Annotated in this window: 24 protein-coding genes and 1 pseudogene; 5 read left to right on the top strand and 20 right to left on the bottom strand. The window is 73.3% G+C overall.

What is annotated here, in order from left to right; genetic code table 11:
• The first annotated feature begins 86 nt into the window (after nucleotides 1-86).
• Nucleotides 87-416, top strand: a complete 330-nt coding sequence (locus AB0R04_RS01635; RefSeq protein WP_063349998.1) for a MoaF N-terminal domain-containing protein — start codon at nucleotides 87-89, stop codon at nucleotides 414-416.
• A gap of 79 nt (nucleotides 417-495) precedes the next feature.
• On the opposite strand, the gene AB0R04_RS01630 is transcribed toward AB0R04_RS01635, so the two are convergent.
• Together AB0R04_RS01630 and AB0R04_RS01625 are read right to left on the bottom strand one after the other, a co-directional pair.
• Nucleotides 496-1,638, bottom strand: a complete 1,143-nt coding sequence (locus AB0R04_RS01630) for an alpha/beta hydrolase-fold protein (RefSeq protein WP_363367123.1) — start codon at nucleotides 1,636-1,638, stop codon at nucleotides 496-498.
• 225 nt (nucleotides 1,639-1,863) lie between these two features.
• A complete protein-coding gene (locus AB0R04_RS01625; protein ID WP_363367122.1) occupies nucleotides 1,864-2,484 on the bottom strand; it encodes a TetR family transcriptional regulator in 621 nt (206 codons plus the stop codon).
• A 138-nt stretch (nucleotides 2,485-2,622) separates the two neighbouring features.
• On the opposite strand from AB0R04_RS01625, the gene AB0R04_RS01620 reads away from it, so the two are divergent.
• Complete coding sequence (locus tag AB0R04_RS01620) at nucleotides 2,623-3,387, top strand: SDR family oxidoreductase (RefSeq protein WP_363367120.1); 765 nt, start codon at nucleotides 2,623-2,625, stop codon at nucleotides 3,385-3,387.
• A gap of 206 nt (nucleotides 3,388-3,593) precedes the next feature.
• Nucleotides 3,594-3,752 (top strand): annotated as a pseudogene (locus tag AB0R04_RS01615) (DNA-binding protein); the annotation flags it as partial.
• A gap of 77 nt (nucleotides 3,753-3,829) precedes the next feature.
• Here the strand turns inward: AB0R04_RS01615 and AB0R04_RS01610 are convergent.
• From AB0R04_RS01610 to AB0R04_RS01585, 6 genes are all read right to left on the bottom strand, one after another.
• Nucleotides 3,830-4,339, bottom strand: coding sequence for a GNAT family N-acetyltransferase (locus AB0R04_RS01610; protein WP_363367118.1), 510 nt, complete (start codon nucleotides 4,337-4,339; stop codon nucleotides 3,830-3,832).
• Nucleotides 4,340-4,437: 98 nt separating this feature from the next.
• Complete coding sequence (locus tag AB0R04_RS01605) at nucleotides 4,438-5,421, bottom strand: phosphotriesterase (protein WP_363367116.1); 984 nt, start codon at nucleotides 5,419-5,421, stop codon at nucleotides 4,438-4,440.
• Nucleotides 5,418-5,972 carry a carboxymuconolactone decarboxylase family protein gene (locus AB0R04_RS01600; protein ID WP_363367115.1) on the bottom strand — a complete coding sequence of 185 codons (555 nt, stop codon included), beginning with the start codon at nucleotides 5,970-5,972 and terminating at the stop codon, nucleotides 5,418-5,420. Before AB0R04_RS01600 ends, AB0R04_RS01605 begins: the two co-directional genes overlap by 4 nt.
• 17 nt (nucleotides 5,973-5,989) lie before the next feature.
• A complete protein-coding gene (locus AB0R04_RS01595) occupies nucleotides 5,990-6,604 on the bottom strand; it encodes a DUF4865 family protein (protein ID WP_363367113.1) in 615 nt (204 codons plus the stop codon).
• Nucleotides 6,605-6,738: 134 nt separating this feature from the next.
• On the bottom strand, nucleotides 6,739-7,305 hold the full coding sequence (locus AB0R04_RS01590) for a TetR/AcrR family transcriptional regulator (protein ID WP_063349991.1): 567 nt from the start codon (nucleotides 7,303-7,305) through the stop codon (nucleotides 6,739-6,741).
• A gap of 239 nt (nucleotides 7,306-7,544) precedes the next feature.
• Nucleotides 7,545-8,564 (bottom strand): LLM class flavin-dependent oxidoreductase, encoded by a 1,020-nt coding sequence (locus AB0R04_RS01585; RefSeq protein WP_363367111.1) that lies wholly within the window; start codon nucleotides 8,562-8,564, stop codon nucleotides 7,545-7,547.
• A 443-nt stretch (nucleotides 8,565-9,007) separates the two neighbouring features.
• On the opposite strand from AB0R04_RS01585, the gene AB0R04_RS01580 reads away from it, so the two are divergent.
• Nucleotides 9,008-9,997: an aldo/keto reductase gene (locus AB0R04_RS01580; RefSeq protein WP_363367109.1), complete on the top strand. Its 990-nt coding sequence runs from the start codon at nucleotides 9,008-9,010 to the stop codon at nucleotides 9,995-9,997.
• Between the two features lie 105 nt (nucleotides 9,998-10,102).
• Here the strand turns inward: AB0R04_RS01580 and AB0R04_RS01575 are convergent, their stop codons facing one another.
• The 6 genes from AB0R04_RS01575 to AB0R04_RS01550 form a co-directional block, all read right to left on the bottom strand.
• Nucleotides 10,103-11,176 carry an LLM class flavin-dependent oxidoreductase gene (locus AB0R04_RS01575; RefSeq protein ID WP_363367107.1) on the bottom strand — a complete coding sequence of 358 codons (1,074 nt, stop codon included), beginning with the start codon at nucleotides 11,174-11,176 and terminating at the stop codon, nucleotides 10,103-10,105.
• A 3-nt stretch (nucleotides 11,177-11,179) separates the two neighbouring features.
• Complete coding sequence (locus AB0R04_RS01570) at nucleotides 11,180-12,085, bottom strand: ABC transporter substrate-binding protein (RefSeq protein ID WP_363367105.1); 906 nt, start codon at nucleotides 12,083-12,085, stop codon at nucleotides 11,180-11,182.
• A 63-nt stretch (nucleotides 12,086-12,148) separates the two neighbouring features.
• Nucleotides 12,149-12,907, bottom strand: coding sequence for an ABC transporter ATP-binding protein (locus AB0R04_RS01565; protein WP_363367103.1), 759 nt, complete (start codon nucleotides 12,905-12,907; stop codon nucleotides 12,149-12,151).
• Nucleotides 12,904-13,770: an ABC transporter permease gene (locus tag AB0R04_RS01560; protein ID WP_363367102.1), complete on the bottom strand. Its 867-nt coding sequence runs from the start codon at nucleotides 13,768-13,770 to the stop codon at nucleotides 12,904-12,906. Before AB0R04_RS01560 ends, AB0R04_RS01565 begins: the two co-directional genes overlap by 4 nt.
• A complete protein-coding gene (locus tag AB0R04_RS01555; protein ID WP_363367100.1) occupies nucleotides 13,767-14,795 on the bottom strand; it encodes an NrtA/SsuA/CpmA family ABC transporter substrate-binding protein in 1,029 nt (342 codons plus the stop codon). The genes AB0R04_RS01560 and AB0R04_RS01555 overlap by 4 nt, the downstream gene beginning before the upstream one ends.
• Before the next feature lie 113 nt (nucleotides 14,796-14,908).
• Complete coding sequence (locus tag AB0R04_RS01550; RefSeq protein ID WP_363367098.1) at nucleotides 14,909-15,931, bottom strand: ABC transporter substrate-binding protein; 1,023 nt, start codon at nucleotides 15,929-15,931, stop codon at nucleotides 14,909-14,911.
• A gap of 468 nt (nucleotides 15,932-16,399) precedes the next feature.
• Between AB0R04_RS01550 and AB0R04_RS01545 the strand changes: the two genes are divergently transcribed.
• Nucleotides 16,400-17,182: an IclR family transcriptional regulator gene (locus AB0R04_RS01545; protein ID WP_363367096.1), complete on the top strand. Its 783-nt coding sequence runs from the start codon at nucleotides 16,400-16,402 to the stop codon at nucleotides 17,180-17,182.
• Between the two features lie 81 nt (nucleotides 17,183-17,263).
• On the opposite strand, the gene AB0R04_RS01540 is transcribed toward AB0R04_RS01545, so the two are convergent.
• From AB0R04_RS01540 to AB0R04_RS01515, 6 genes are all read right to left on the bottom strand, one after another.
• Complete coding sequence (locus tag AB0R04_RS01540; protein WP_363367357.1) at nucleotides 17,264-17,872, bottom strand: winged helix-turn-helix domain-containing protein; 609 nt, start codon at nucleotides 17,870-17,872, stop codon at nucleotides 17,264-17,266.
• A 702-nt stretch (nucleotides 17,873-18,574) separates the two neighbouring features.
• Nucleotides 18,575-18,712 (bottom strand): hypothetical protein, encoded by a 138-nt coding sequence (locus AB0R04_RS01535; protein ID WP_363367094.1) that lies wholly within the window; start codon nucleotides 18,710-18,712, stop codon nucleotides 18,575-18,577.
• Nucleotides 18,713-19,005: 293 nt separating this feature from the next.
• A complete protein-coding gene (locus tag AB0R04_RS01530; RefSeq protein ID WP_363367356.1) occupies nucleotides 19,006-19,557 on the bottom strand; it encodes an ATP/GTP-binding protein in 552 nt (183 codons plus the stop codon).
• A 127-nt stretch (nucleotides 19,558-19,684) separates the two neighbouring features.
• Complete coding sequence (locus tag AB0R04_RS01525) at nucleotides 19,685-20,206, bottom strand: DUF742 domain-containing protein (RefSeq protein ID WP_363367092.1); 522 nt, start codon at nucleotides 20,204-20,206, stop codon at nucleotides 19,685-19,687.
• Between the two features lie 8 nt (nucleotides 20,207-20,214).
• A complete protein-coding gene (locus tag AB0R04_RS01520) occupies nucleotides 20,215-20,634 on the bottom strand; it encodes a roadblock/LC7 domain-containing protein (RefSeq protein WP_063349983.1) in 420 nt (139 codons plus the stop codon).
• Nucleotides 20,631-23,486 carry a nitrate- and nitrite sensing domain-containing protein gene (locus tag AB0R04_RS01515; RefSeq protein WP_363367090.1) on the bottom strand — a complete coding sequence of 952 codons (2,856 nt, stop codon included), beginning with the start codon at nucleotides 23,484-23,486 and terminating at the stop codon, nucleotides 20,631-20,633. Before AB0R04_RS01515 ends, AB0R04_RS01520 begins: the two co-directional genes overlap by 4 nt.
• Between the last annotated feature and the right edge of the window lie 454 nt (nucleotides 23,487-23,940).

The following is a 23,940-nucleotide window of genomic DNA, read 5'->3' as shown; positions in this document are numbered from 1 at the left end:
GGGTCGGATAAATTGGAGCTCCGACATCTTCCGCAGTGCACAAGACCGCCGTGCACGGCCTCACAGGAACGAGGTACCGCCCCACCATGACCGCGCCCCTGCCCGCCTTCGCCGGCCGCACCTACCTCTTCCGGGCCGACAACGGAGCGGCCTTCCGCAACACCTACTCGGCCGACGGCAGGCGGCTGCGCTGGGAGGGCCTCGGCGAGTCGGCGGGCCAGTGGGAGGACGTACGGCTGCACGTCGCCGAGGTGGCGCCGGAGATCTACTTCATCAGCTGGACCGAGGAGAGCGGGATCACCGTCAGCCACGTGATGGACCTCGGCCGGCTGACGGTGCGCGCCTTCTGGACGTACGAGGGCGAGGGCGGCCGCGTCGGCGAGCTGCACACCGGGACGCTGGAGCGGGTGGCCTGAGCCTCGCCGCTCCTGCGCCCCTCGCTGTCCGTCGGCTCGCTCAAGCCGTCTGAGCAGACCGCCTGCTCAGGCGGTCCGCTCAGGCGGTCTGGTTCGGGACCTTGAGGTGCTGGGACAGCCACTCCAGCGAGGACGGCAGCAGCGCGCTCCAGGTCTCGAAGTTGTGGCCGCCGTTCTCCAGCATGCTGTAGGAGACCTTCATCGGGGACTGCGCGGCGTCGACGAAGGCCTCGGTGTCGTGCCGGTAGTCGCCGTCGCCCTTCTTGGTGCCGGCCAGCAGCACGGACACCTTGGGCTGCGGCAGGTTCTTCAACCGCCACATCAGGTTGGCCTCGTCACGACGCTGCTTGCTGCCGCCGAACAGGTCGCCCGTGGTCGGGTCGTCGGCGGCGTCGTAGTAGGCGGAGAGCGCGACGGCGGTCGGAAAGACGTCCGGGTGGCGCATGGCCAGCTTGAGGGCGCAGTAGCCGCCGGTCGAGTTGCCCATGAAGGCCCAGGCCTGCGGGTCGGAGGAGACCCGGAAGCTCGCCTGGATCGCTGAGGGGACGTCCTTGGTGAAGTACGTGTCGGACTGCGCGCCGCCCGGGATGTCCTCGCACTCGGTGTCCTGCGGCAGGGCCGGCGAGGGGCGCATCAGCACCATGACGGTCGGCTGCATCTTGCCGTCCTGGAGCAACTTGAGCGCTGCGCCAGGGTAGTTGAACCGGGTGATCAGGTTCTCGGCGATCCCGGGGAAGCCGGTGCTGACGATCACCGCCGGGAACTGCCGCTGTGCGTACTCCGGTTGGAAGTACTGCGGCGGCAGGAAGACGTACCCCTCGGTGGACAGCCGGCTGGCCGAGCCGTCGATCCGCACCTTGCGGATCTCGCCGGACTGGCTGGGCTCGCGACCCATCGCGCCGCCGCCCTTGACGGAGGCGTGGCCGATCGTCTCCACGAGCAGCCGGCCGGACGCGTCCGCCTTGTTGTGGATCACCACCGGGCCGGTGTCACCGGTGCCCAGCAGGTCGCCCCAACTGCTGTAGAAGGCGAAGTAGTTGTTCGCCACCAGGCCGAGCGCGGCCAGCACCGCGAGCTGGGTGGCGAGCAGTGCGCCGATCCGGCCGAGCACCGCCTGCCAGGTCTGCTTGGCGAGTCTTGGCCACAGCCAGACCGTGCCGGCCGTCATCACGACGGCGATCAATACGGCCAGCGCCAACACCTTGTGGCTCGTCAGACCCATGTCCTACTTGCTCCCACGCCTCGAACTCCCCGCCCCCTCCGTCCAGGACATCCGAGGTGGTCACCCCGGTTCCCCCGCCGGGGTGCGCGATCACCCACCCTAACGGGGCCGGGGAGGAGGAACGGGTGACAGATGACAGCCGACAGATAACAGATAACAGATAACGAAATCTGTCAGCTGTTATCTGTTATCTGTTATCTGTTATCTGTTCGCGGCCTGACGGGCTCAACCCTCCCGCCCGTAGAGCCGCAGCCCCGCCGTGAGTTCGCGCATGCAGCGCGCGCCGAGCTCCTGCGGGGAGCCCGGGCCGACCGTGGGGGCGTCCGAGGCGGCCCACTCCTCCAGCGCGACCCGGATCGCGGCCGTCGCCGCAGCGGCGGCCAGTCGGATCTCCAGCGGGTCGGTGTCGCCCGGACAGCGGGCCGCGAGGACCGTCCGCAGCCGCTCCTCGGAGTCGGCGTGGACGCGCTGCCACGTGCCGTCGAGGCGCGGGTCGCGCAGCAGGCTTCGAGTCCACTCCATCGCCTCGGCCGCCTCGCCGTCGGGCGGGGTCAGCGAGGCGACCGCCGAGCGCTCCAGCGCCTCGCGCAGCGGCAGATCGGCCGGGGCCTCGGCGAGCTGGTCGACCCAGCGGCGCCCGCCGGCCGCCAGCAGTGGCGCGACGGCGTCCTCCTTGACGGAGAAGTACCGGTAGAAGGTGCGCAGCGAGATGCCCGCCGCGAGGGCGATCTCCTCGGCGGTGGTCGCCTCGGCCCCGCGCTCGGCGAAGAGCGCGGCGGCGGTGCGGGCGATGTCCAGCCGGGTGGCGTCGCGGCGGCGCTGGTTCAGGGTGGGGCGTCCGGTCACAGGGTCAGCGTACGCGGGCCGGTGCCACTGTGGCGTGGTGCGCCGAAGTGACACTCAGAAGACTTATTGGCACGTCATGCCATAAAGGCGTACCGTGCCTCTTGAGGTCGAGAGGCCACGAACGAACGGAGTACCACCATGGAGCGCTTCAGCGGACGAAACGTCCTGATCACCGGCGGCGGCTCTGGCATCGGCCAGGCGACCGTGCACCGGATCCTCGCCGAGGGAGGGAGGGTCGTCGCCGTCGACGTCGACGAGGACGGCCTGAAGAGGACCCTGGACCGCGCGACCGTCGACGGCACCGCGGACCGCCTGGCCATCCAGGTCCTGGACATCTCGGACGAGGCGGCCGTCGTCACCGGCGTCGCGGCGGCGATCACGGACCTCGGCGGGCTGGACGCCCTGGTCAACGCGGCCGGCATCCTCCGCTCCTCGCACACCCACGAGACCAGCCTGGAGTTCTGGAACAAGCTCCTCGCGGTCAACCTGACCGGCACCTTCCTGATGACCCGCGAGGCGCTCCCCGCGCTGCTCGCGGGGGGCAGGGGCGTGGTAGTCAACTTCAGCTCCACCTCGGCGAGCTTCGCCCACCCCTACATGGCCGCGTACGCCGCGACCAAGGGCGGCATCCAGTCCTTCACCCACGCCATCGCCTCCGAGTACGCGAAGCAGGGCCTGCGTGCGGTCTGCGTCGCGCCGGGCAGCATCGACAGCGGCATGACCCACAACCCGGGACTGCCCGCCGACGCCGACTTCAGCCTGCTCGCCAAGCTCGCCCCGGCCCTCGGCCAGGGCTTCGCGGGTCCGGAGACGGTGGCCGGGGTGATCGCGATGCTGGCCTCCGACGACGGCGCGTTCGTCACCGGCACCGAGCTGCGCATCGACGGCGGCACCCACATGTGAGCCACCGGACGGCAGCACGACGGCGGGCCCCCGACCACTCCCCCCGGTGACACGGGCCCGCCGTCGCGTCGCGGACGGCGGGGCCGGGCTCATGACGAGCGCCGAGCTCGTGAAGGCCGCTCGGGTCAGCCGAGGCCGCCGTTGCGGGCCGCGGCGAGGACGGCGGCGACCCCGTCGGCCCGCACCTGGCCGGGCTCGCCGCACCCGAGCGTCCGGCCGCCCGGCTCGCCCTGCTCACCGCCCTCGCGCCGTACCGGCTCACGGAGGCCGACGTGGCCGCCTGGCGCGCCGTTCGGCCTGCGGCCGGCGACGGGGAGCTGACGCGGCTGCTCGCCTTCGGTGCGTTCGCGGCCGTCGAGCGGGTGGCGGGGTGGATCGGCGGGTGTCCGGCCCGCCCGGCCCGCCCGGCCCGCCCGGCCCGTCCGGCCGTCAGCTGCAACTGTCAGCGCAGCGGCTTCGCCATCACGAGCTCCCGGGTGGCCCCGCCGGCGAGCGGCCCGCCGGGCTCGGCGGGCGCGGTGAAGCCGTGCCGGCGGTAGAGCGTGATCGCGGGTTCGTTGCCGGGGAGCACCGCGAGGCGCAGCGTGCTGCCACCGGATGCGCGGGCCCAGCGCTCGACCTCCTCCAGCAGGCGGTCGGCGACGCCCCTGCCGCGCGCCTTCGGTCCGACCCACACCGAGCGCAACTCCCGTACGCCGTCGGCTCCGGGGAGGCCGTCCGCCAGGCCGACGGGAGTGGTGTCCGGACCGTCCGGGTCGGCCGGTCCGTCCAGCAGCGCCGCGACGTGGTGGGCTCCCGGAAGGTGCAACCGGGCGCGCCACCGTTCCTCGCCGCCGTGGTGCCAGTCCGCCAGGCGGGCCTTGAAGGCGTGCGGCGCGTCGGAGAGGGCGGCGAGGCGCAGGTCGCGCCAGAGCGGCCAGTCGTCGGTCGCGAGGATGCGCAGGGTCACCATGGCCGTCACGGTAGGGCGTGGGCGGCGGGCCTTCGCCGAAGGCCCGGGGTCGGCCTGCCGGCCGGGGTCGAGACCGGGGCGGGCCGAGCAGGGACGGTTCAGGGCGTGCGCCAGTCGGTGGCGAAGGCGGCGGCCGGGTTGGCGGCGAGGAGGAGGCCGGGCAGTTCGGGGCCGAAGGTGCGGGCGAGCCGTGGGACGAGGTCGTTGAGCAGCTCGGTCGGGCCGCCGGCCCGACGGGCGGTGCGGGTGGTGGTGTCGGCGCCGAGGAGGAGTCGGGAGGCGTGGCCGGCCTCGACGAGGTCGGCGATGACGTCGAAGGCCTGGTGGTCGGCCGGGTGGCCGGGCCGGGAGGGGCTGTCCAGCGCGAAGTAGACGCCTTCCGCCGCGAGTTCGCGGTGCACCCGCACACCTGGCAGCCGGGTGAGGTGGCCGAGGATGATCCGGTGGGGCGGGACGCCGTGTCGAACGTGCAGCCGGTTCAGTACGAGGTGCGGGTGGGCTCGGGGTTCGAGGTGAACGGCGATCGGGGCACCGGTGGCGTGGTGCGCGTCGGCGGCCGCGGCCATCACCTGGCGGGTGTGCGCCGTGGTGGTCCCGGGGTCGCAGGCGACCTTGATCAGGCCCGCCCGGACGGCCGCGGGCGACGCGGGTGCTTCGGGGGCCTCGGGGGCTGCGGGCGGTTCAGGCGGTCCAGGCGGTTCGGTGGCCGGTTCGGCCGTCAGCCCGGTGGTGAGTTCGGCGGTGAAGCGTTCGGCCAGCCCGTCGTACAGGGCGGGGAGGGTGTCCGGGTCGTAGTGGGCCGCCTGGTGCAGGCCGGTGGCGGCGACGACGTGGACTCCGGTCACGCGGGAGAGCTTCGCGAGGGAGTCCGCTCCGCGGCCCATGCCGTACGGGGTCCACTGGACGAACGACCGTCCGCCGGACGCCGCGAAGGCGCGCAGGACGCCCTCGGCGGCGGCCGGGTCGTCCAGTTCCTCACCGGGGAGCAGGGGGCTGCGGATGAAGAGGTGGTCGTGGGAGTCGGTGGCACCGAGTTCCGCGGGGTCGAGGTCGCCGAGGACGGTACGGATCGTGGGGGTCATGCCCGGTCCGCCTCGGTCGGGGATGCCGGGGTCGGGTCTGCGGCGGCCGGGGGCGCCTCGGTCGGGGGCACCTCGGCGAAGGTGGCGGTGGCGACGCGCAGGCCGGCCAGGGCCTTGGGGACGCCGACGTAGGGGGCGAGGTGGACGATGACCTCGGTGATCTCCTCCCTGGTCAGGCCGATCCGCAGACTGTTGCGGACGTGGTCGGCGAGCTGCGGCTCCACGCCGCCGAGGGCGGTGAGCGCGGCCAGGTTGGCCACCTGCCGGTCGCGCAGGGCGAGGCCGGGGCGCTGGTAGGTGCCGCCGAAGAGACTGGTGACGATCCAGTCGGGGAAGCCGGGCGCGAGGCCGTCCAGGCCGCCGAGGGTCGCGGCGGCGACCGGGCCGGCGAGGTCGGCGAGCAGGGCGTAGCCGGCTTCGCGGTCGAGCGGCGCGGGGGTCAGGTCGGCCGGTGTCATCGGGGCGGGGGCCGGGACGGCGGTCGCGGTCGCGGGGGTGACGGGGGCGGTCGCGGGGGTGACGGTCGCGGTCGCGGTCATGGGGCTGGTCATGGGAGTGGCGAAACCTTTCACCAGTGTCGGCCGCCGGGCAGCCGGTCGAGTTCGGGACGGGACAGGTGCAGCACCTGGTAGCGGATGCCCGGTACGTCGTCCGGGGCCGGGCCGTACCAGAGGGCGAAGCGGACCAGCTCCCAGCGGCTCGGATCCACCGCGACGGCGGCGGTGTGCAGAGCGGGGTGCGCGGGGGACTCGGCGAGGGCCCGCTCGACCGCCTCGGCGGGATCGTCGGACTCGGGGAGCCTGACGATGTGCCGGGTAGCCGTGATCGCGGTCGCGGTTGTGGTCGCAGTCGAGGTCGAGGTCGCCGGAGCGTCCGGCACGGCGCCGTGGGCCAGACCGGCGCCGAGCCAGTGACGGACGGCCGGGCGGCCGAAGTCGGCGCTCAGGCCGCGAAAGCCCGGTCCCCAGAGGAAGCTGTTCATGCCCTCGGCGGTGCGCCAGAGGTAGAACGGCGCGTACTGGTTGACGGGCGACCCGTCGCGGCCCCGCTCGCGGACCAGGTACGCCTTGAGCCCGAGGCCCGGGTGCGCATCGAGCAGATGGCCCTTGTCGGCGACGCGCTTGCGGATGATCCCCAGGTCGTAGTCGGCGGGGAGGGTGATCTCGTACTGCATGGCGTGCACGGCGGGTCTCCTCGGTCGGATCGTCGAGCGGGGATCGCTCGGCCAGTCGGTCACGCGGCCGGTCTCGCGGTCACGCGGCCAGTCGGTCACGCGGCCAGTCGGTCGCGCGGCCGCTCAGCCGTGCGCGGCGCGGGTCAGGCGGTGCGCTGAGCGGCGAGCAGGCCGAGGGCGCCGCGTACGGCCTGATCGAAGGGCTCGGCCCGGCCGGCCGCGCGGGCCAGGACGTAGCCGCCCTGGACGACGGCGACCACGGCGGCGGCGGTGTCGGCCGGGTCGACACCGGGGACGAGCTCGCCCGCGGCCTGGCCCTCGGCCACCAACTCGGCGATCCGGGCGCGCAGCCAGTCGAAGGTCTCCTCGACGGGGGCGCGCAGTTCGGGGTCGGCGATGACGTCCGGGTCCTGGGCCATCCGGCCGATCCGGCAGCCGCGCAGCACGTCACGGTCGCGGTGCAGGTAGGCGGCGATGCGGTCGTACGCGCTGCCGGGGGCGGACAGGTCGGCGGCGGCGACTCCCCGCAGTTGCTCGGCGCTGCGGCGCAGGGCGGCCGCGGCGAGGTCGGGCTTGCCGGCGAAGTGGTGGTACATGCTGCCCTGGCCGACACCGGCGTGCTGCTGGATGGCCTTGGGGCTGGTGCCGACGTAGCCGCGCTCCCAGAGGAGTTCCTGGGTGCTCTCGATGAGGCGGTCCTGGGTGGTCATGTGAATCACTGTACATACCAGTAGGTACAGAAGGCCAGGAATTTCCCAGCTCGACGCGGACGCGGGGCGGGCGGACGAGTTCGCACCGAGGACGAGGCGGGCCGACGGGTTCGCGCCGGGGACGGCTGAGGGCCGTGCGCCGCCCCCCGGCGGCCACGGCCCCTCGCCCGCTCGTCTCCCCCGCCCCGACCGGCGGCACTCCACCGCGGCCGGTGGCGCGCGTCACGTCTGGCGGGCGCTCACGGGAGCTCGCGCCTGACCACCGGGGCGACCTCGGCCGCGAACAGCTCCAACTGCTCCCGCTGCGCCCCTTCCGTCAGGGCGTCGACTCCGATCCCGACCACCTCGTTGCCGAAGGCCTCGTGATAGCGGTGGATCTTCTCGATCACCTGCTGCGGGCTTCCGACCAGGGCCGAACCGTGTTCCAACGCGTCCTCCAGCGAGGTGAACGGCGACTTGTTGTGCCGGCCGGCCGCCGAACTGAACATCGCGTCCCAGTAGGGACGGAAGCCCTCGACCGCGTCCTGCGAGCGCTTGGCGACGTACAGCCCGCCGAAGCTCGCGCCCACCCTGGCCTCCCTCGGATCGCGCCCGTAGTGCGCCCAGCGCTCGCGGTAGTGCTCCACCAGGGAGCGGTACTTGGCCAGCGGGTGGAAGGAGTTGGCGGAGAAGAGCGGGTCACCGTAACGGGCGGCCAGGTCGGTGGACTGGGTGCTGGTCGCGCTGCCGTGCCACACCGGGATCGGGTCCTGCAACGGGCGCGGCGACACGGCCGCGTCCTTGAGCGGCGGGCGGGTCGAGCCCTCCCAGGTCACCTTCTCCTCACGCCAGAGTCGGCGCAACAGGCCGTAGTTCTCGGCGAGCGCGTCCCACTGGCGATCCTCGGGCAGGCCGAACAGGTCGAAGTGCCGCGGGTCGTTGCCCTTGCCGATGATCAACTCGATCCTGCCTCCGGAGAGCTGGTCGAGCAGGGCGTAGTCCTCGGCGACCCGGACCGGATCCAGGATGCTCAGCACCGTCACCGTGGTGAACAGCCGGATGGTGGAGGTGCGGGCCGCTATCGCGCTGAGCAGCACCGGCGGCGCCGGAGAGAGGAACGGTTCACCGTGCCGCTCCCCCACGCCGTAGCCGTCGTAACCGAGTTGCTCGGCCACGACCGCCTGGTCGATGACGTTCCACAGCTTCTCCTGCGGGGTGCGCTGGACGCCGGTCACGGGATCGGGTCCGTTGGCGACGAGGGACGAGACGGTGAACCGCACGGCGGTCTCCTTGGGGGCGCTCGATGGGGCCTCGGCGCGACGCCCTGACCCGAGGCGCGGGCACGACTGCCGAGGAGGGGCGGCGGCGGCCCGCGCGGAACGCCCAGGTACGGGCTGCGCTCACGCGGGCGGCACCGGGAGGGGATCGCGGCGGAGCGGCTCTGGGGCGGCGTCAGCGCGAGGTGCAGCGGCGGCGACGACGACAGCGGGGCACGGCGGTCGCGATCGCGGGTGCGGTCATGGCCGTGGTCGTGGTCGTGGCCGTGGTCATGGCCGCGAACACGGTTGCGGTCTCGGGTGCGGTCGCGGGTGGGGCCACAGCCTGGACGGTCATCACGACTCCCCCTTCGCCTCGCACGCGTACGATCCCCCGCGAGCATAAGCACCGGTCAGAAACGGGGCAAGGGCTTGATCCGCCCGCGACGACTGGCAAGATGTCCGGCATGAGCTACCTCGCCGCGGATGACCGCTATGCCTCGATGACCTACCGCAAGGCCGGCCGCAGCGGCGTTCAGCTGCCGGCCGTATCGCTCGGCCTCTGGCACAACTTCGGTGACGCCCAGCCGCTGGAGGTCCAGCGCGCGGTGCTGCGCCGCGCCTTCGACCGGGGGATCACCCACTTCGACCTCGCGAACAACTACGGTCCGCCGTACGGCAGCGCCGAACGCAACTTCGGCTACCTGTTCGCCCAGGACTTCCGCCCGTACCGCGACGAGCTGTTCATCGCCAGCAAGGCCGGCTGGGACATGTGGCCGGGCCCGTACGGCAACGGCGGCAGCCGCAAGTACCTGCTGGCCAGCCTGGACCAGTCGCTGGACCGGATGGGGCTGGACTACGTCGACGTCTTCTACTCCCACCGCTACGACCCGGACACCCCGCTCGAGGAAACGATGGGCGCGCTGGACAGCGCGGTGCGCTCGGGCAAGGCGCTGTACGCGGCGATCTCCAACTACCCGGCGGAGCAGCACCGGGAGGCGGTGGCGATCCTGCGCGAGCTGGGCACGCCGGTGCTGCTGAACCAGTCGGCGTACTCGATCCTCAACCGGTACGTGGAGGAGGGCGTGCTGGACGCGGTGGGCGAGACCCGGACCAGCCTCATCGCCTACTCGCCGCTCGCCCAGGGCCTGCTGACGGATCGCTACCTGTCGGGTGAGGTGCCGGCCGGTTCGCGGATGTCGGTCGGGCGGTTCCTGACCGAGGAGGCGCTCAGCGAGCCGAAGCTGGAGCAGCTGCGGGCACTCAACAAGGTCGCCGAGCGGCGCGGGCAGACGCTGGCGCAGCTCGCGCTGTGCTGGGTCCTGCGGGACCCGCGGGTGGTCTCGGTGATCATCGGGGCGAGCAGCGTCGCCCAGCTGGACCAGAACATCGACGCGCTCGCGGGCGGCCCGCTGACCGCGGAGGAGCTCGCGGAGATCGACCGCCTCAGCCTCTGAGCGGGGAGGGGGCTTGCCGCCGGAACGGGCGAACAACTAACAGCTGACAGATTTCATCATCTGTCAGCTGTTAGTTGTCATCTGTCAGCCGTCAGCCGTCAGCCGTCAGCGGCGGATGCCCAGGGCGGGCAGTACCGTTTCTGCAACCCGGTGGGCCTCCTCCAGCAGGGGGTTACCGGAGAGGATGAAGGTGTCGACGCCCAGCGACTCGAACTCCTGCAACCGCTCGACCACCTGGGCCGTCGAGCCGACCACCGCCGTACCGGGGCCGGGGCGGAACAGGCTCATTCCCGGCCAGAGGTTCGGGTAGGCCTCCAGCTCCCGGGCCCGCGCGGGCACCTTGCCGCCGTGCTGGCGGAACTGTCGCTGCCAGCCGACCCCGTCCTCACCCTTCGCGCCGCCCAGTTGGCGGGCGTACGTGGCCTCGCTGGTGACGTCGAGCAGGCGGTCGGCGGCCGCCCAGGCCTCGTCCTCGGTGTCGCGGACGATCAGGTGCAGCCGCAGCCCGATCCGCAGGGTCCGGCCGTGGGCGGCGGCCCGCGCCCGGACCAGGTCCAGCTTCTCCTTGAGCAGGTGCGGCGGCTCGCCCCAGGTCAGGTAGACGTCCACGTGCTCGGCCGCCATCTCGATGCCGGCCGCCGAACTGCCGCCGAACCAGAGTGGGACGCCACCGGGCTGGACCGGCGCCAGCTCCCGCAGGCTCGCGCCCGCGTTCTTCAGTTCGTAGAACTCGCCCTTGTGGTCGAAGACTTCGCCGGCGGTCAGGCGCTTGACGATCGACCAGTACTCGGCGCTGAGCCGGTAGCGGTCGTCGTGCTCGACGTCCAGTCCGTACTCGCGCAGTTGCGCGGTCGAGCCGTTGACCACGTTGAACCGCAGTCGGCCGCCGTGCATCCGGTCGAAGCTGAGCGCCATCTTTGCCAGCAGGGTGGGCGAGACCAGCCCCGGGTGGACGGCCAGCAGCGGCTTGAACGCCGGGGTGGTGGTGGCCGCGAGCGCACTGCCGAGCGTCCACACGTCGTAGAGGTCGGTCGCGAGCAGGGCGCCGGTGTAGCCCAACCGCTCGACGCTTCCCGCCAGTTGCTGCAGGTAGCGGAGATCCACCGGGCGGCGGCCGGCCGGCTCCCACGGGTAGTGGCCCTCGCGCGGGATGATGTACCAGAGGACTTCGGAGGCCACGGTTCAGACCGCCTTGGCGAGCGCGGCGGCCACCGGGGCCTCCAGCGCGGGCAGATGGGCGTCGGCGACGGTCAGCGCCCGGTCGATGAACCCGACCCCGTGGAAGATGTCCGCGGCCTCCTGCTGCTCGGCGATGAACCCGGCGGTGGCGGGCTCCAGTTGCCACGGCAGTGCGGCCAGCGCCGTCTGCCAGTCGACGGCCGAGCCGCCCAGCTGCTCCGCCGCGATCGCGGCCGCCTCGGCCGGGTGGGCGGCCACCCAGGTGTCCGCCCGGCGCAGCGCGGCGGCGATCGCGGCGACCACCTCGGGGCGCCCGGTCGCGAAGTCCCGGCGGGTGAAGAACACCGAGCGGTCGGTGATGACGTCGCCGGTGCGGATCAGCTCCCGAAAGCCCCCGCTCCGGCGGGCGGCGGCCAGTTCGGCGCCCTGGGCGATCCACCCCGCGATCTCGCCGTCGCGCAGCCGCTGGGCCTGGTCCTCGCCGGCCGCCGGGCGCGCCGGGGTGACGTCCTCGGCGTACGAAAGCCCCTGCGCGTGCAGGGCCTTGGCGAGCAGATGGGTCTGCCAGGATCCGATGCCCAGCACGACGGTGCCGCCCTTGAGGTCCGCCACCGCCTGGACCGGGCCGCCGTCCAGCACCAGCAGGGCGCCGTGGTCCGGCCGGGGTGCGGAGACCGCCGCGTACACCAGGTCATGGCCGGCCGCCTGGGCGGTGACCGGCGGGGTCGAACCCGTCCCGCCGAAGTCGATGGTGCCGTCGGCGAGCAGCGCGCCGGTGCGGGTGCCGTCGGCGTAGTGGTGGAAGGCGCCGGTCTCGCCGAGCGGGGCCAGTTCCTCGTCCAGGTAGGGCAGTCGGGCGAGGTAGTAGAGCGAGGGGTTGCTGGCGTGGACGCCGAGGGTCACGGTCATCTGTTCAACTCCGGTGGTGCGGGCGGGCGGTCTTGAGGACGGTTCGGTGGGGCCGCTTACGGGTCAGTGGACGCCGAGGTCGGCCAGCAGTCGGCGGCGCAGGTCGGCGAAGGCCGGGTCGGCGGGGTCGCGGGGGTGGTCGACGGCGACCGGTTCGTCGCGCACGAGCAGGCCGTCACGCAGGACGGCGACGCGGTCGGCGAGCCGGACGGCCTCCTCCACGTCGTGGGTGACCAGCAGCACGGCGGGGCGGTGACGGCGGACGAGGTCGCCGACCAGGTCCTGCATGCGCAGTCGGGTGAGCGCGTCCAGTGCGGCGAACGGCTCGTCGAGCAACAGCAGTTGGGGTTCGCGGACGAGGGCCCTGGCGAGGGCGACGCGCTGCGCCTCGCCGCCCGAGAGGGTGGCCGGCCAGGCGTCGGCGTGCTTGTCCAGGCCGACCTCGGCGAGCGCCTTGAGTCCGGTCTCCCGGGTGGCGGCGCCGCGCGGCAGACCGACCGTGACGTTGGCCAACACCCGCTTGGACGGGACGAGTCGGGGCTCCTGGAAGACCACCGTACGCACCGGCGGGACGAGCACGGTGCCCTCGTCGGCCCGGTCGAGCGCCCCGAGGATGCGCAGCAGGGTGGTCTTGCCGGTGCCGCTGGCGCCCAGCAGGGCGACGAACTCACCCCGGGCGATGGAGAGATCGACACCGTCGAGGACGGCCCGGGTGCCGAACACCCGGCGCAGGCCCCGCAGATGGACGGCCGGAGCGGCGGTCGCAGGCACGGCGGTCGCAGGCACGGAAGTGGCGGAAGTGGCGGAGGTGGCGGTGCTCATCGGGCTGCTCCCTGGACGGCCTGGCGCCACGGCATCAGGAGGCGTTCCAGGACCCGGACGACCGCGTCGGCGGTGAGGCCGAGCAGCCCGTAGATCAGGATGCAGACGGCGAGGATGTCGGTGCGCGAGTAGTTCTGGGCCTGGGCCATCAAGTACCCGATCCCCTCGGTGGAGTTGATCTCCTCGGCGGCGATCAGGGCGATCACGCTGAGCGTCATCGACAGCCGCAGACCGGACAGCAGGGCGGGCAGCGCGCCGGGCAGGACGACGGTGCGCACGATGGCCCAGCGGCCGAGCCCGAAGCTGCGCATCGCCTCGACCAGCTTGCGGTCGGTGTTGCGGACGCCGCCGGAGGCGGACACGTACATCGGGAAGCTGGTGGCGACGCCGATCAGGGCGACCTTCGCGGTCTCGGTGATGCCGAACCACACCATGAACAGCGGGACCAGCGCCAGGAACGGGACGGTGCGCAGCACCTGGATCGCGGAGTCGAGCAGTTCCTCGCCGAGCCGGGTGAAGCCGGTGACCACGCCGAGCACCAGACCGGTGGTCGCGCCGAAGAGCAGGCCGAGGCCGGCCCGGGTGAGGGAGACCCCGAGGGCATCGGTGAGCTGGCCGTTGCCCCACAACTCGCCGACGGCTTCGGCGACCTGGGCGGGTGAGGCGAGGACGTCCTGGGTGAGGGCGCCGGTGGCGGAGGCGAGCGCCCAGCCGCCGAGCAGGGCGAGCGGGCCCAGGGTGCGCAGGATCACGGCGAGGGCGCGCGGGCGGGGCCGCTGCCGCCTGGTGTGCGGGGTGACGAGTCCGGCGTCGAGGGCGAGACGGGTCTCGTCGGTGGTGCGTTCAGGGGCGGCGGTGGTCACTTGGCACCGTCCCCGAGCTTGTTGATGTCGATCAGGTACGGCTTGACGTCCACGAGTTGCTTGGTGACCTTCTGGTCGGCGAAGAACCGGGCGACGGTGCCGAAGCGGGCGGTGTCGGCGTCGGAGATGGCCTCCGCGGCGGCGCCCTGCCCGCTGACGTTCACCGCGATGTCCTTCTCGGCGGGGGTGACGGCGGTCGGGCCGGAGTCGGTGAAGACGTTGAGGTAGGCGGCCGGGTCCGCCTTCTCCTTGAGGCCGTTCTCGCGTAGGTAGGTGTAGAAGGCCTTGACCACCTCGGGGTGCTTGTCGGCGAAGCCGTTGCGGACGGCCCAGACGGCGTAGTTGTCGGAGCCGACCTCCTTGCCGTTGGCCAGGAAGTGCGCCCCGGCGTTGGCGATGGTGGGCGTGGAGAAGGTGTTCCAGGTCGCCCAGGCGTCCACCTGGCCGGAGTTGAAGACGCCGGCCGTCTGGTCGGCGCGCAGGTAGACCCGTTCAACCTTGTCGGCCGGGACGCCGTTCTTCTCCAGCGCCTTGAGCAGCAGGTACTCGCTGGTGCCGCCCTGGGAGACGGCGACCTTGCGGCCGACCAGGTCCTGGACGGACTTGATGGGCGAGTCGTTCTTCACCAGGATCCCTTCGCCGACGCCGTCGGGCGCGGTCTGGGCGAACAGCTTGAAGCCGGGCTTCTGGGCGAGCGCGGCGACGGCCGAGGTGATCGAGCCCAGGGCGACGTCCAGTTGGTCGGCGGACAGGGCCTGCGCGGCCGGGGCGAACGGGCCCGCGCTGCCGGTCCAGGCGACCTTGGCGTGGACGGCGGCCAGCGCCTTGTCCAGCGAGCCGTCCTTCTTGCCGCGGGCGAGGAACCCGTTGTTTCCGGGGTCGGGCAGGCGGAGCACCACGTCGGCCTTGCCGCCGGCCCCGCCGTCGGCGGAGGCCTTGGCCCCGTCGGCGGACGAGCCGCAGGCGGCCAGTGCGGTGGAGGCGAGCAGCGCGGTGGCGGCGAGGACGAGGCGGGGGGTCTTCACGGGGTCTCCAAACGAAGGACAGCTGACAAGTGACAACTTTCGAAATCTGTTATCTGAAATCTGTCTGCTGAAATCTGTTAGTTGTGATCTGTCAGCCGGCGGCCGGGCGGCGCTCAGCCACCCACCGCGGCGCGGCGCCGTTCGCGCAGCAGCTCGTGGGCGGCACGCAGGGGTTCCGGGTCGGCCCAGCCGGGGATGTCGACCGGGGAGGCGAAGAATCCCCGGTCCCCGAGGAAACGTTCCTGCTGCGCCAGCAGCTCCAGGCGCTCCGCCGAGAGGTCCAGGTGCAGGGTGCGGTGGCTGCCCGGCGCGTACGCCCCGGCCACGCCCTCGGCGCCCGCGCCGGTCTCGGCCCGCAGGATCCGCACCACCTCCGCCGGGTGCTCGGCCGCCCAGTCGGCGGCCTCCAGCAGAACGGCGAGGAAGCGGGCGACCAGCTCCGGCTGCTCGTCCAGCAGTTGCTGGTGGACGGTGACCGGCCGAGGCGTCCCGTTGTTGACCCGGGCCCGGCGGTCCGGCGCCGCGTCCAGCTCCACGGCCACCTCCGCCCCGACCCGGCGGGCCGCCTCGACGGCGAGCGCCCCCTTCACGTACACGGCGTCCACCACACCGTCCCGCAGCGCGGCCAGCTCGCCGGCCCACTGCCCGCCGCCGGGCAGGCCCGGGACGTCGACCAGCTCGGCGTCGTCCAGCGTGAGCCCGGCGAGGCCGAGGGCGCCACGGAAGCCGGCCAGGGCCATCGCCCGCCAGAAGTCGATGCCGATGTCATGATGTGGGACCGCCAGCCGCAACCCGCGCAGGTCGCCGGGGCCGGTGATGCCGCTGCCGGCCCGGACCAGGACCACCTGGCGCTCCTCGATCCACGTGAGGCCGACCAGCCGGGTCCGCTCGCCGCGCGAACGGGCCCACAGCGCCGGGACGTTGCCGCCCTCGCGGAACAGTCCGGTGAGCGCGTGGGTGTAGTGGTGGTCGGCGGCCACCTCCGGCGGGGCGTCCTGGAGCGAGCGGACGGCGATCCCGTCGGCGGCGAACTCGCGGGCGAGCCACCCCTGGTCGGCGGCGATCCCAGTGGCGGTGGGCACCGGGCAGCGGGTGAACCAGAGGGTGTCGGGGGCACTGGGGGAAGGGCTGGGCACGGGGTGTGGTCCTCTGCGGAGGGGGCGGGTTCGGCGGGCGCCGGAAGGCTGCGGGTCTGGGCACGCCGCGCGGGTCACGGGGCCCGGGGCGTCGGGGAGTTGCACGAGGTGGCGAGTCGGGCTGGGCAGTGGGTCGCGCGAGGCGGGGAACGCCGGACGGTACGGCGCGAGGGGAGCGTCAGCGACAACACGCGCAGGAGACGAGGCACCGGTGGATCGTCACGGCGTCGCTCCTTCCTGCGGGTCGGGGTTGCGGGTGGTGCGCCGGGCGGCGGGCGTCCGGCGCGATGTGAGGAGCGTTCCACGACGATCGAGCCGGAGGCAAGGTTTTGCCACATGGTGGGATCACTTGTTCATCAACGCCATTCCATTGCAACGTCGTCGACACAATCCCGCAGCACTCGCTGCCCTACGCTGAGACTCCTCCCGGTGATCCAGCCGGATTCCCGAACCGAAACGCGAGGTGCCATGGCCGAGGCCGCCACCGCCGTCCAGGGCCCGCCGGCCGGTGCGCAGGCCGTCCAGCGTGCGCTGGGGCTGCTGCACTGCTTCCACGACAACGGCCCCGACCTGAGCGCCTCCGACCTGGCCCGCCGGATGGACCTCTCGGTCTCCACCGCGCACCGGCTGGCCCGGACGCTGGTCAGCGCCGGCTTCCTGGAGCAGGACGAGCAGACCGCGCGCTACCGGCTCGGCCCGGCGGTCGCCGAACTCGGTCAACTCACCTTCCACCAGCGCGGACTGCACCTGGCCGCACCCGAGTTGGACCGGCTGTCCCGACGCACCGGTGCGACCGCGGACCTCGCGATCCGCAGCGGTCCGCACGCGGTCATCCTGGTGGGGGCCTCCGTCCGCCCGGACACCGGCCTCGGGCTGCGCCGGCCGCTGCACTCCACGGCGCTCGGCAAGGTACTGCTGGCCTGGCCGCGCCCGGGGGAGCCGGCGGTGTCGACACTCGGCCCGCTGCCGTCGTTCACCGACCGGACGATCACCGAACCGGCTCGGCTCGCCGAGGAGTTGGCGAAGGTCCGGAGCTCCGGGTACGCGCTCAACGACGGCGAGTCGGCCGCCGGGGTGCGGACGGCGGCCGTGCCCGTCCTGGACGGCACCGACCAGGCCCGGTTCGCGCTGGCCGTCCGCTCGACCCCGGCGCACCTGACCGACGATCGCCTGGACTGGTTCCTGGGCCACGCCCGCACCTGCGCCGACGCGCTCGCCGTCCTGCTGCTGCCGCCCGATCAGCGCGCCTGACGTCACGTCACAATGCCGCAGCGGGCTGCCCGTTGCGCGAGGGCACGGGCAACCCGCCGCGGCAGGAGGTTCGGTGGCCGATCAGCTGGCCGGGGTGTACTTGTAACCGACCCGACGGACCGTCACGATCGTGTCGCGGTAGCCCGGTCCGAGCTTGCGGCGCAGCCGGGCGACGTGCACGTCGACCGTGCGGCCGTCGCCGACGTGGCCGTAACCCCAGACAGCCGAGACCAGGTGGTCCCGGGTGTGCACCCGCTGCGGGTGCTCGGTGAGGTGGGCGAGCAGCTCGAACTCCAGGTAGGTGAGGTCGAGCAGCCGCCCGTCGACGTAGGCGTTGCGCCGCTCGGCGTCGACGGCGATGCCGCGCCCGGCCGGTCGGACCGGGCGAACACCGGCCTGTGCGGGCACACTCACGTGCGCACCGGCGTGCGCACCGACGTGCTGTACACCCGAGGGCCCGCCGAGGGGCGCGCCGGCGGGCACCGCCGCCACCGGGCTGTCGGCCGGCACGAGCACCAGGTACCCGACCATCGGGTTCCCGGTACCGGCGCCGAACTGCGTGCCGTACTGGGCGAGCAGACCCTGCGGCAGCGCGCCCTGCGGCAGGGCGGCGACGACGGTCGCCCCCTCGGGCAGCGCGGCGAGCAGGGCCGCCGGCGCGGCCGGGAGGACCGCGCCCGGCTGGGGCACGACGCCCGCGCCCGCCGGACGGGACGGGATCGCGTGAGAGGACCGGACCGCTCCCCCGGGCCATCGCTCGGCGGCTGGCGAGCCGTGCGAGAGCGGGGAGGCGGAGGAGCCCGGCGCGCCGGAGACGCCGGAGCCGACCGGGGCAACGCCCGGGACGGAGCGGACCGCGCGCAGATGCGGGGTCGCGGAGGGCAGGGGCAGGGTGGCCGTGGATGAAGAAGACATGGTGTGCCGCTCATTTCGCGCGTGACGGACGGGGTGGAGTCGTCTGCGCGTCGACCGGGCGTACTGCCGGGCTGATCCGGAATCAGCCTGCGGAGGGCCGGGACGCGCTGGGCGAGCCCGGACACGTCTGATCGAACAGGTGCGGCTGCCGGGACGGCCAGAACGGCTCAAGGTCGAGGCGACCCTGGTGGCTGCCCCCGGCGCGGTTCGCGCGCCCGTTCCACCGCCTGGCCGGTCCACCGGCGCACATCGCGGAGGCCGCCCCGGTCGAGCGAGGACGGCCGGCGATGCCGGGGGCGGGGCTGGTGCAGGCGATGTTCACTGGTGGTCTCTCCGCGAGGCGGGGCCGGATCGGCGGTCGCGGGCACGCCGGATGAGGCGGGTCCGCTACGGCCTGGTCGACGGGATTGGCGGTGCGTCAGACGGCGGCCGGGTGGGCCGGGAGCGTCAGGGACGTACCGGGAAGGGGCCGGCCGGTCACCGACAACAGGCGCTGCAGATCAGCGCCTGGTCGATGTAGCGGCGGACGGTGAGCACCGGCGTGACGGGGGCGGGATCGGTCGTGGCGCGTCGCTGGCCGACGGTCATCCTGCTGCCCTCCCCCTTGCTCTGCACGACGGCGCGTCGTCGTCGATGCGCGCCTTCGTGAACGGAACGTTTCCGGCCCTCCCGACGGCATGGCCGGGCGGCTTTCGTGCCCAGAGCCTTCCACGCCGGGCCGGTCTAGGCAACCTTCGGCACACCGGACGTCCGGGATGCGGACAACCGAATGAGACGTCGGGAGGCTCGGAGGCTCTGTGAAGCCTCTGTGCGGGTGCAGTGCCGGACCGATAGCGCGGAGGCATCAGACCCGGACGCGGTGTCGTCAGACCGGGTCCCAGCAGCGCTCTGCCCGGGGTGTGGCGGCGTCAGGTCCGGGCCGGGGCGCCGCGGTGGCGACGGGTGGCGGCGTGCTCGACGAGCGCGACCAGGAGTTCCTTCCCGTCCTCCCGCAGGCGCGCGTCACACAGCAGCACGGGAATGTCCGGGTCGAGGTCGAGCGCGTCACGGACCTCGTCCGGGGAGAACCGCTCGGTGCCGTCGAAGCAGTTCACCGCGACGACGAACGGGATGCCGCGCTGCTCGAAGAAGTCGACCGACGGGAAGCAGTCGGCCAGCCGCCGGGTGTCCGCGAGCACCAGTGCGCCGAGCGCGCCGCGGGCCAACTCGTCCCAGACGAACCAGAACCGGTCCTGCCCGGGCGTGCCGAACAGGTACAGCGCGAGTCCGGGCCGCAGGTCGATCCGGCCGAAGTCCATCGCCACGGTGGTGGTGCGCTTCGCCTCCACGCCCGAGGTGTCGTCCACCGGGCGGCCCAGTTCGCTGAGCTCCTCCTCGGTGCGCAGCGGCCGGATCTCGCTCACCGAGCCGACCAGCGTGGTCTTGCCCGCACCGAAGCCGCCCGCGACGAGGATCTTCACCGCGACGGCCGGGCCGCCGCGCCAGCGCGGGTCGTTGGCGCGACCGCCGGAGCCGTGGCCGCCGGGGGTGCCGCCACCAGGGGTACCGGCGGCAGAGGTACCGCCGGCAGCGGCGCGGCCGTCGTGGTCAGAGCGCACGGAGTCCATTGATCACGTCTCGCAGCAGGCGCTCGTCCGGCAGCTCGGCGAGCGGAACGGGTCGGGTGACGCTGATCAGCTCGGCGTCGTAGAGGTCGCCGAGCAGCACCCGGACGACGCTGACCGGCAGGTCGGTGTAGGAGCCGAGTTCGGCGACGGACAGCGGCTCGCGGCGGCACCAGGCGAGGAGGGTCTGGTGCTCCGGGTCGAGGACGTGCGCGGGCACGGCCCCCGCGTTCGGCCCGGGCTCGGCGGCGGTGATCAGCGAAATCAGGTCGAACAGGCCGTCCTCGACCGGCCGGGTGCGGCCGCGGGTCATCGAGTAGAGCCGCACGACCGGGCCGGCCTCGTCGTCGAACCAGCGGTCGTCGGCAGGGGCACGCGGGTGGAGCAGGTCGGACTCGGCCCCGTCCTGGCCCGCCTGCTCCACCACCGCCCCGGCCGACACGTCCGAGCCGCCCGAGCCAGACGACTCGGGCGGCCCCGCCGCCTCAGCCTTCGGATCCGCCATCGGACCGCTCATCTCCCCGGCGGCGCGGCTTCGGTGCGCGGCTCGGCGGCCAGGTGCTCGCCGACCCGCTTGACCAGCAGCGCCATCTCGTAGGCGATCTGGCCGATGTCGGCCTCGGCCTCGCTCAGCACGGCCAGGCAGCTGCCGTCACCGGCCGCCGTGATGAACAGGAACGCCTCGTCCAGTTCCACCATGGTCTGGCGGACTCCGCCGACCTTGAAGTGCCCGCCGGCGCCCTTGGCCAGGCTGTGGAATCCGGCCGCGACGGCCGCCAGGTGCTCGGCGTCCTCGCGGTCGAGGTCGCGGGAGGCGCCGGTGGCCAGGCCGTCGCTGGAGAGGATCACGGCGTGCCGCAGGGCCGCGACGCGCCCCACCAGGTCGTCCAGGAGCCAGTTGAGGTCCCCGGACGGCTGCGTCGAAGTGGTCATGAATCAGTTCCTTCCGATGGAGCGGGTGGTGCAGGTGGTGCTGTTGGTACGGGTGTTGCCGATGGGGCAGGTGTTGCCGATGGTGCCTGGTTTGCCGGGTTCCGTCGGACGGGCGAGCCGGCCGGCACCCGACGGGCGAGCGGTGCCCGGGCACCGTCCGGCGGCGCGGACAGCGCCGCCGGGGCGGGTGCCGGACTGATCGCCCGCCGGGCGGGGTCCGGCGGCTGCCAGGCGGGTACGGCGGCGGGCCGGGCACTCGACGGGGCCGACCCGGGCGTGGCGGCGCCGCGCCCTCGGGTGAAGCCGCGCTGGAACGAGGCGAAGGTGGCCCGCGCCTCCTCGGGCGAGCGCTCGCGCGCCCGCTCGGCCTCCTGGGCCTCCCGGGCCCGTCGGGCGGCGAGGGCGGCCTCGTCCTCGGGCCCGTGGTCGGCCCGCTCCCGGAGGCGCTCCTTCAGCTGCTCCTTGAGCTGCGGCGCGAGGTTCGCCTGCCGGACCCGCCGGGGCAGCCCACCCTCGGTCCGCGGGCCTGCGACCAACGGCGGGTCCGCGGGCCCGTCGACGACGGGAGCGGCCGTGGTCGGCTCGTCCCGGCGGTGGCGCCCCGTCCCCGCACCGTCCTCGGCCTCCCTGGGCGGCGCGGGCACCAGCACCGGCCCGCCCTTGGTCCGCGAGGCCCGTCGCGGCAGCCCGCCCGGTGTCCGGGCCGGCTCGGGCGTGGACGGCCGGGGACCGCCGCTGCCCCGGTGCCGCTCGTCCTCCCCCGCAACGGAACCGGCCACAGACCCGGCACCGGCGCCGGCGCCGACACCGACGGCAGAGCCGGCAGCGGCCCGAACCGCGCCCTCCGCCGTACCGCCACCGCCACCGCCGAGCGCAGGCACGGCGACCAGGTCGCGCTGTCCACGCCGGACCGGGGCGGAGCGCTGTCCGGTGGGCGGCGGTTCGGGCAGGCCGTCCGGCGCCTCGGCGAGCAGTTCGCGCGGGATCAGCACGACCGCCGTCGTCCCGCCGTACGGGGACGGGCGCAGGTGGACCCGGATGCCGTGCCGCCGGGCCAGCCGGCTGACCACGAACAGGCCCAGCCGGTCGGTGTCGGCGAGGTCGAACTCCTGCTCCACGGCGAGGCGTTCGTTGGTTTCGGCGAGGAGTTGATCGCTCAGCCCGAGCCCGCGGTCGTCGATCTCCAGCGCGAATCCGTGCGCCACCACCTCACCCTGGACGGTGACTTGGGTGGTCGGCGGGGAGAACACCGCGGCGTTCTCGACGAGTTCGGCGATCAGGTGGGTGACGTCCGCGACGGCGCTGCCGAGCAGGCCGGTGCCGGGGAACGGCCGGACGATCACCCGGGCGTAGTCCTCGACCTCGCCGACCGCCGCGCGGACCACGTCCACCATCCGGACGGGCTTGCGCCAGGCGCGCCCGGGCGAGCCGCCGGCGAGGATGATCAGGCCCTCGGCGTGCCGCCGCATGCGCGTGGTGAGGTGGTCGACCTTGAAGAGGTCGGCCAGCTCGGTCGGGTTCTCGGTGCGGCGCTCCATGGTGTCGAGCAGGGTGAGCTGGCGGTGCAGCAGCACCTGGCTGCGCCGGGCGAGGTTGACGAACACCGCCGAGACGCCGCGCCGCAGTTCGGCCTGTTCGACGGCGGCCTCGACGGCGGCCCGCTGGACGGCGTTGAAGGCCTGGCCGACCTGGCCTATCTCGGCCGCCCCGAAGCGCAGTTCGGGTGCCTCGGCCGCGACGTCCACCGCCTCGCCGCGGCGCAGCCGCAGCATGACGGAGGGCAGCCGGGCGCCGGCCAGTTCGTTGGCCGCGTTGCGCAGTCCGATCAGTTCGCGGGCGAGGCCGCGCCCGATCCGGAAGGAGATCAGCACCGACAGGACGACCGCGACCAGACCGATCGCACCGGCGATGCCGCCGCGCCAGAGCAGCCCGATCGCGGCGGACCGTTCGCGCTCGCCGATCCCGTTGGCGATCCGGGCGTTGATCGAGGTGAGGTCGCCGAGCGCCCGGTCGGCGGTCTCCCGCCAGGAGTCGCCGTTGATCGCCTGGGCGACCCGCTCGGGGCCGCCGGCGCCGACGAAGTCCGCTTCGGCGCGGGCCAGCGCGGCCCAGGCCTCGCCGCCGCGCAGGGCGATGTAGTCAGACTGGTCGGCGGGTTCGAGTTCGGCGATGTAGACGGTGAACAGGGCCTGCTGGTTGTGCAGGGCGTCCAGGGCGACCTGGTACTGCTCGGCGGTGGGCTTGGCCGCGCCGCCGCGCAGGCCCTCCATCGCCGCGTCCTCCTGCGCGAGGTACTCGCGGGCGCGCACCAGCTCGATCAGGATGGTCCCCTGCCGCGGGAGTTGGCCGCTCTGCCGGGCGACGTAGGCGGACCGGAAGCCGAACACCGGCTTGACCAAGTCGCTGTACTGCCCCAGCGCGAACTCCCAGTTGAGCGCGGAGCGGCCGACCTGCGCGCGCAGCGGTCCGATCTGGTCGGCGGCGGCGATGATCTGCAGGAAGCGGCCGCGCTGGGAGCTGGAGAGCTTGCCGCCCGCGTGGTCCTTCTTCTGCCGCAGGACGTCGAGGCTGCGGTCGGTGGCGGCCTTGGCGTGTTCGTAGGCGTCCGCGGCGACCTGCGAGTTCGGGACGGCCAGTCGCTGGACGGCCGCGCGGCGCTCGTTCTGCAGATCGTCGGCGTACCGGTCGACCGGGGTCCCGAACTCCTTGTACGTACGGCTGATCTCCAGCTGGCCCCAGACGTCTCCGGTGGTGGCGAAGGTCGCGTACACCCACAGCGCGGTGAGTGCGACGATGGGCACCAGGAGCAGCGCGATGATCTTCGCGCGGATCGAGCTGCTGCGCAGACGCATGGAGTCCTCGGTCGGGAAGTGCCAGGCGCGGACGGGGAGCGGTTCGGAGGAGCCGCGGGGCTCGGCCGGAAAAGGCTTGGGAAAGGGCTTCGGAAAGAGTTCGGGTGCGGGCTTCGGGAATCGGCTTCGGGGCTGGTCGGCGTGGATGGTGCGTCGTCGGATCGGGCCTGGCCGGGAGGCCCCCGGTCGCAGGTCTGCGAGAGCCTACTACGCCCTGACCACTCGTTCGAGGGTCGTACCAGTCCACTTCCCCGGCTTGCCCCGCACACGTCAGGATCGAATCCCGGTCACTGCGGGCTCGCGTCCGAATCATCCACCTCCGCCTGGTTTGCCCGGTCACCGAACGCACGCGGTTCCTCCTCGGCGGCGACACCTTCCGCAGGGACCGGTGCCGATCTCGTCGCGTCACGGTCACAACCCTGGGCAGTGACAGGCCGATCCGATAGTTTCGCTC

Source organism: Kitasatospora sp. NPDC056731 (assembly GCF_040687675.1).
Lineage (GTDB): Bacteria > Actinomycetota > Actinomycetes > Streptomycetales > Streptomycetaceae > Kitasatospora.
The sequence above is the reverse complement of the archived record's forward strand: the minus strand, read 5'-3'. Positions and strand labels throughout refer to the sequence as shown.

What these genes read in the sequence shown, in the direction of transcription:
- AB0R04_RS01630 (WP_363367123.1), bottom strand. Translation starts at nt 1,638, where the DNA reads ATGGGTCTGACGAGCCACAAGGTGTTGGCGCTGGCCGTATTGATCGCC.
- AB0R04_RS01570 (WP_363367105.1), bottom strand. Translation starts at nt 12,085, where the DNA reads ATGACCGTGACCCTCGGCGTCCACGCCAGCAACCCCTCGCTCTACTAC.
- AB0R04_RS01635 (WP_063349998.1), top strand. Translation starts at nt 87, where the DNA reads ATGACCGCGCCCCTGCCCGCCTTCGCCGGCCGCACCTACCTCTTCCGG.
- AB0R04_RS01580 (WP_363367109.1), top strand. Translation starts at nt 9,008, where the DNA reads ATGAGCTACCTCGCCGCGGATGACCGCTATGCCTCGATGACCTACCGC.
- AB0R04_RS01565 (WP_363367103.1), bottom strand. Translation starts at nt 12,907, where the DNA reads ATGAGCACCGCCACCTCCGCCACTTCCGCCACTTCCGTGCCTGCGACC.
- AB0R04_RS01515 (WP_363367090.1), bottom strand. Translation starts at nt 23,486, where the DNA reads ATGCGTCTGCGCAGCAGCTCGATCCGCGCGAAGATCATCGCGCTGCTC.
- AB0R04_RS01605 (WP_363367116.1), bottom strand. Translation starts at nt 5,421, where the DNA reads ATGACCCCCACGATCCGTACCGTCCTCGGCGACCTCGACCCCGCGGAA.
- AB0R04_RS01610 (WP_363367118.1), bottom strand. Translation starts at nt 4,339, where the DNA reads ATGGTGACCCTGCGCATCCTCGCGACCGACGACTGGCCGCTCTGGCGC.
- AB0R04_RS01525 (WP_363367092.1), bottom strand. Translation starts at nt 20,206, where the DNA reads ATGGCGGATCCGAAGGCTGAGGCGGCGGGGCCGCCCGAGTCGTCTGGC.
- AB0R04_RS01620 (WP_363367120.1), top strand. Translation starts at nt 2,623, where the DNA reads ATGGAGCGCTTCAGCGGACGAAACGTCCTGATCACCGGCGGCGGCTCT.
- AB0R04_RS01545 (WP_363367096.1), top strand. Translation starts at nt 16,400, where the DNA reads ATGGCCGAGGCCGCCACCGCCGTCCAGGGCCCGCCGGCCGGTGCGCAG.
- AB0R04_RS01600 (WP_363367115.1), bottom strand. Translation starts at nt 5,972, where the DNA reads ATGACCAGCCCCATGACCGCGACCGCGACCGTCACCCCCGCGACCGCC.
- AB0R04_RS01520 (WP_063349983.1), bottom strand. Translation starts at nt 20,634, where the DNA reads ATGACCACTTCGACGCAGCCGTCCGGGGACCTCAACTGGCTCCTGGAC.
- AB0R04_RS01590 (WP_063349991.1), bottom strand. Translation starts at nt 7,305, where the DNA reads ATGACCACCCAGGACCGCCTCATCGAGAGCACCCAGGAACTCCTCTGG.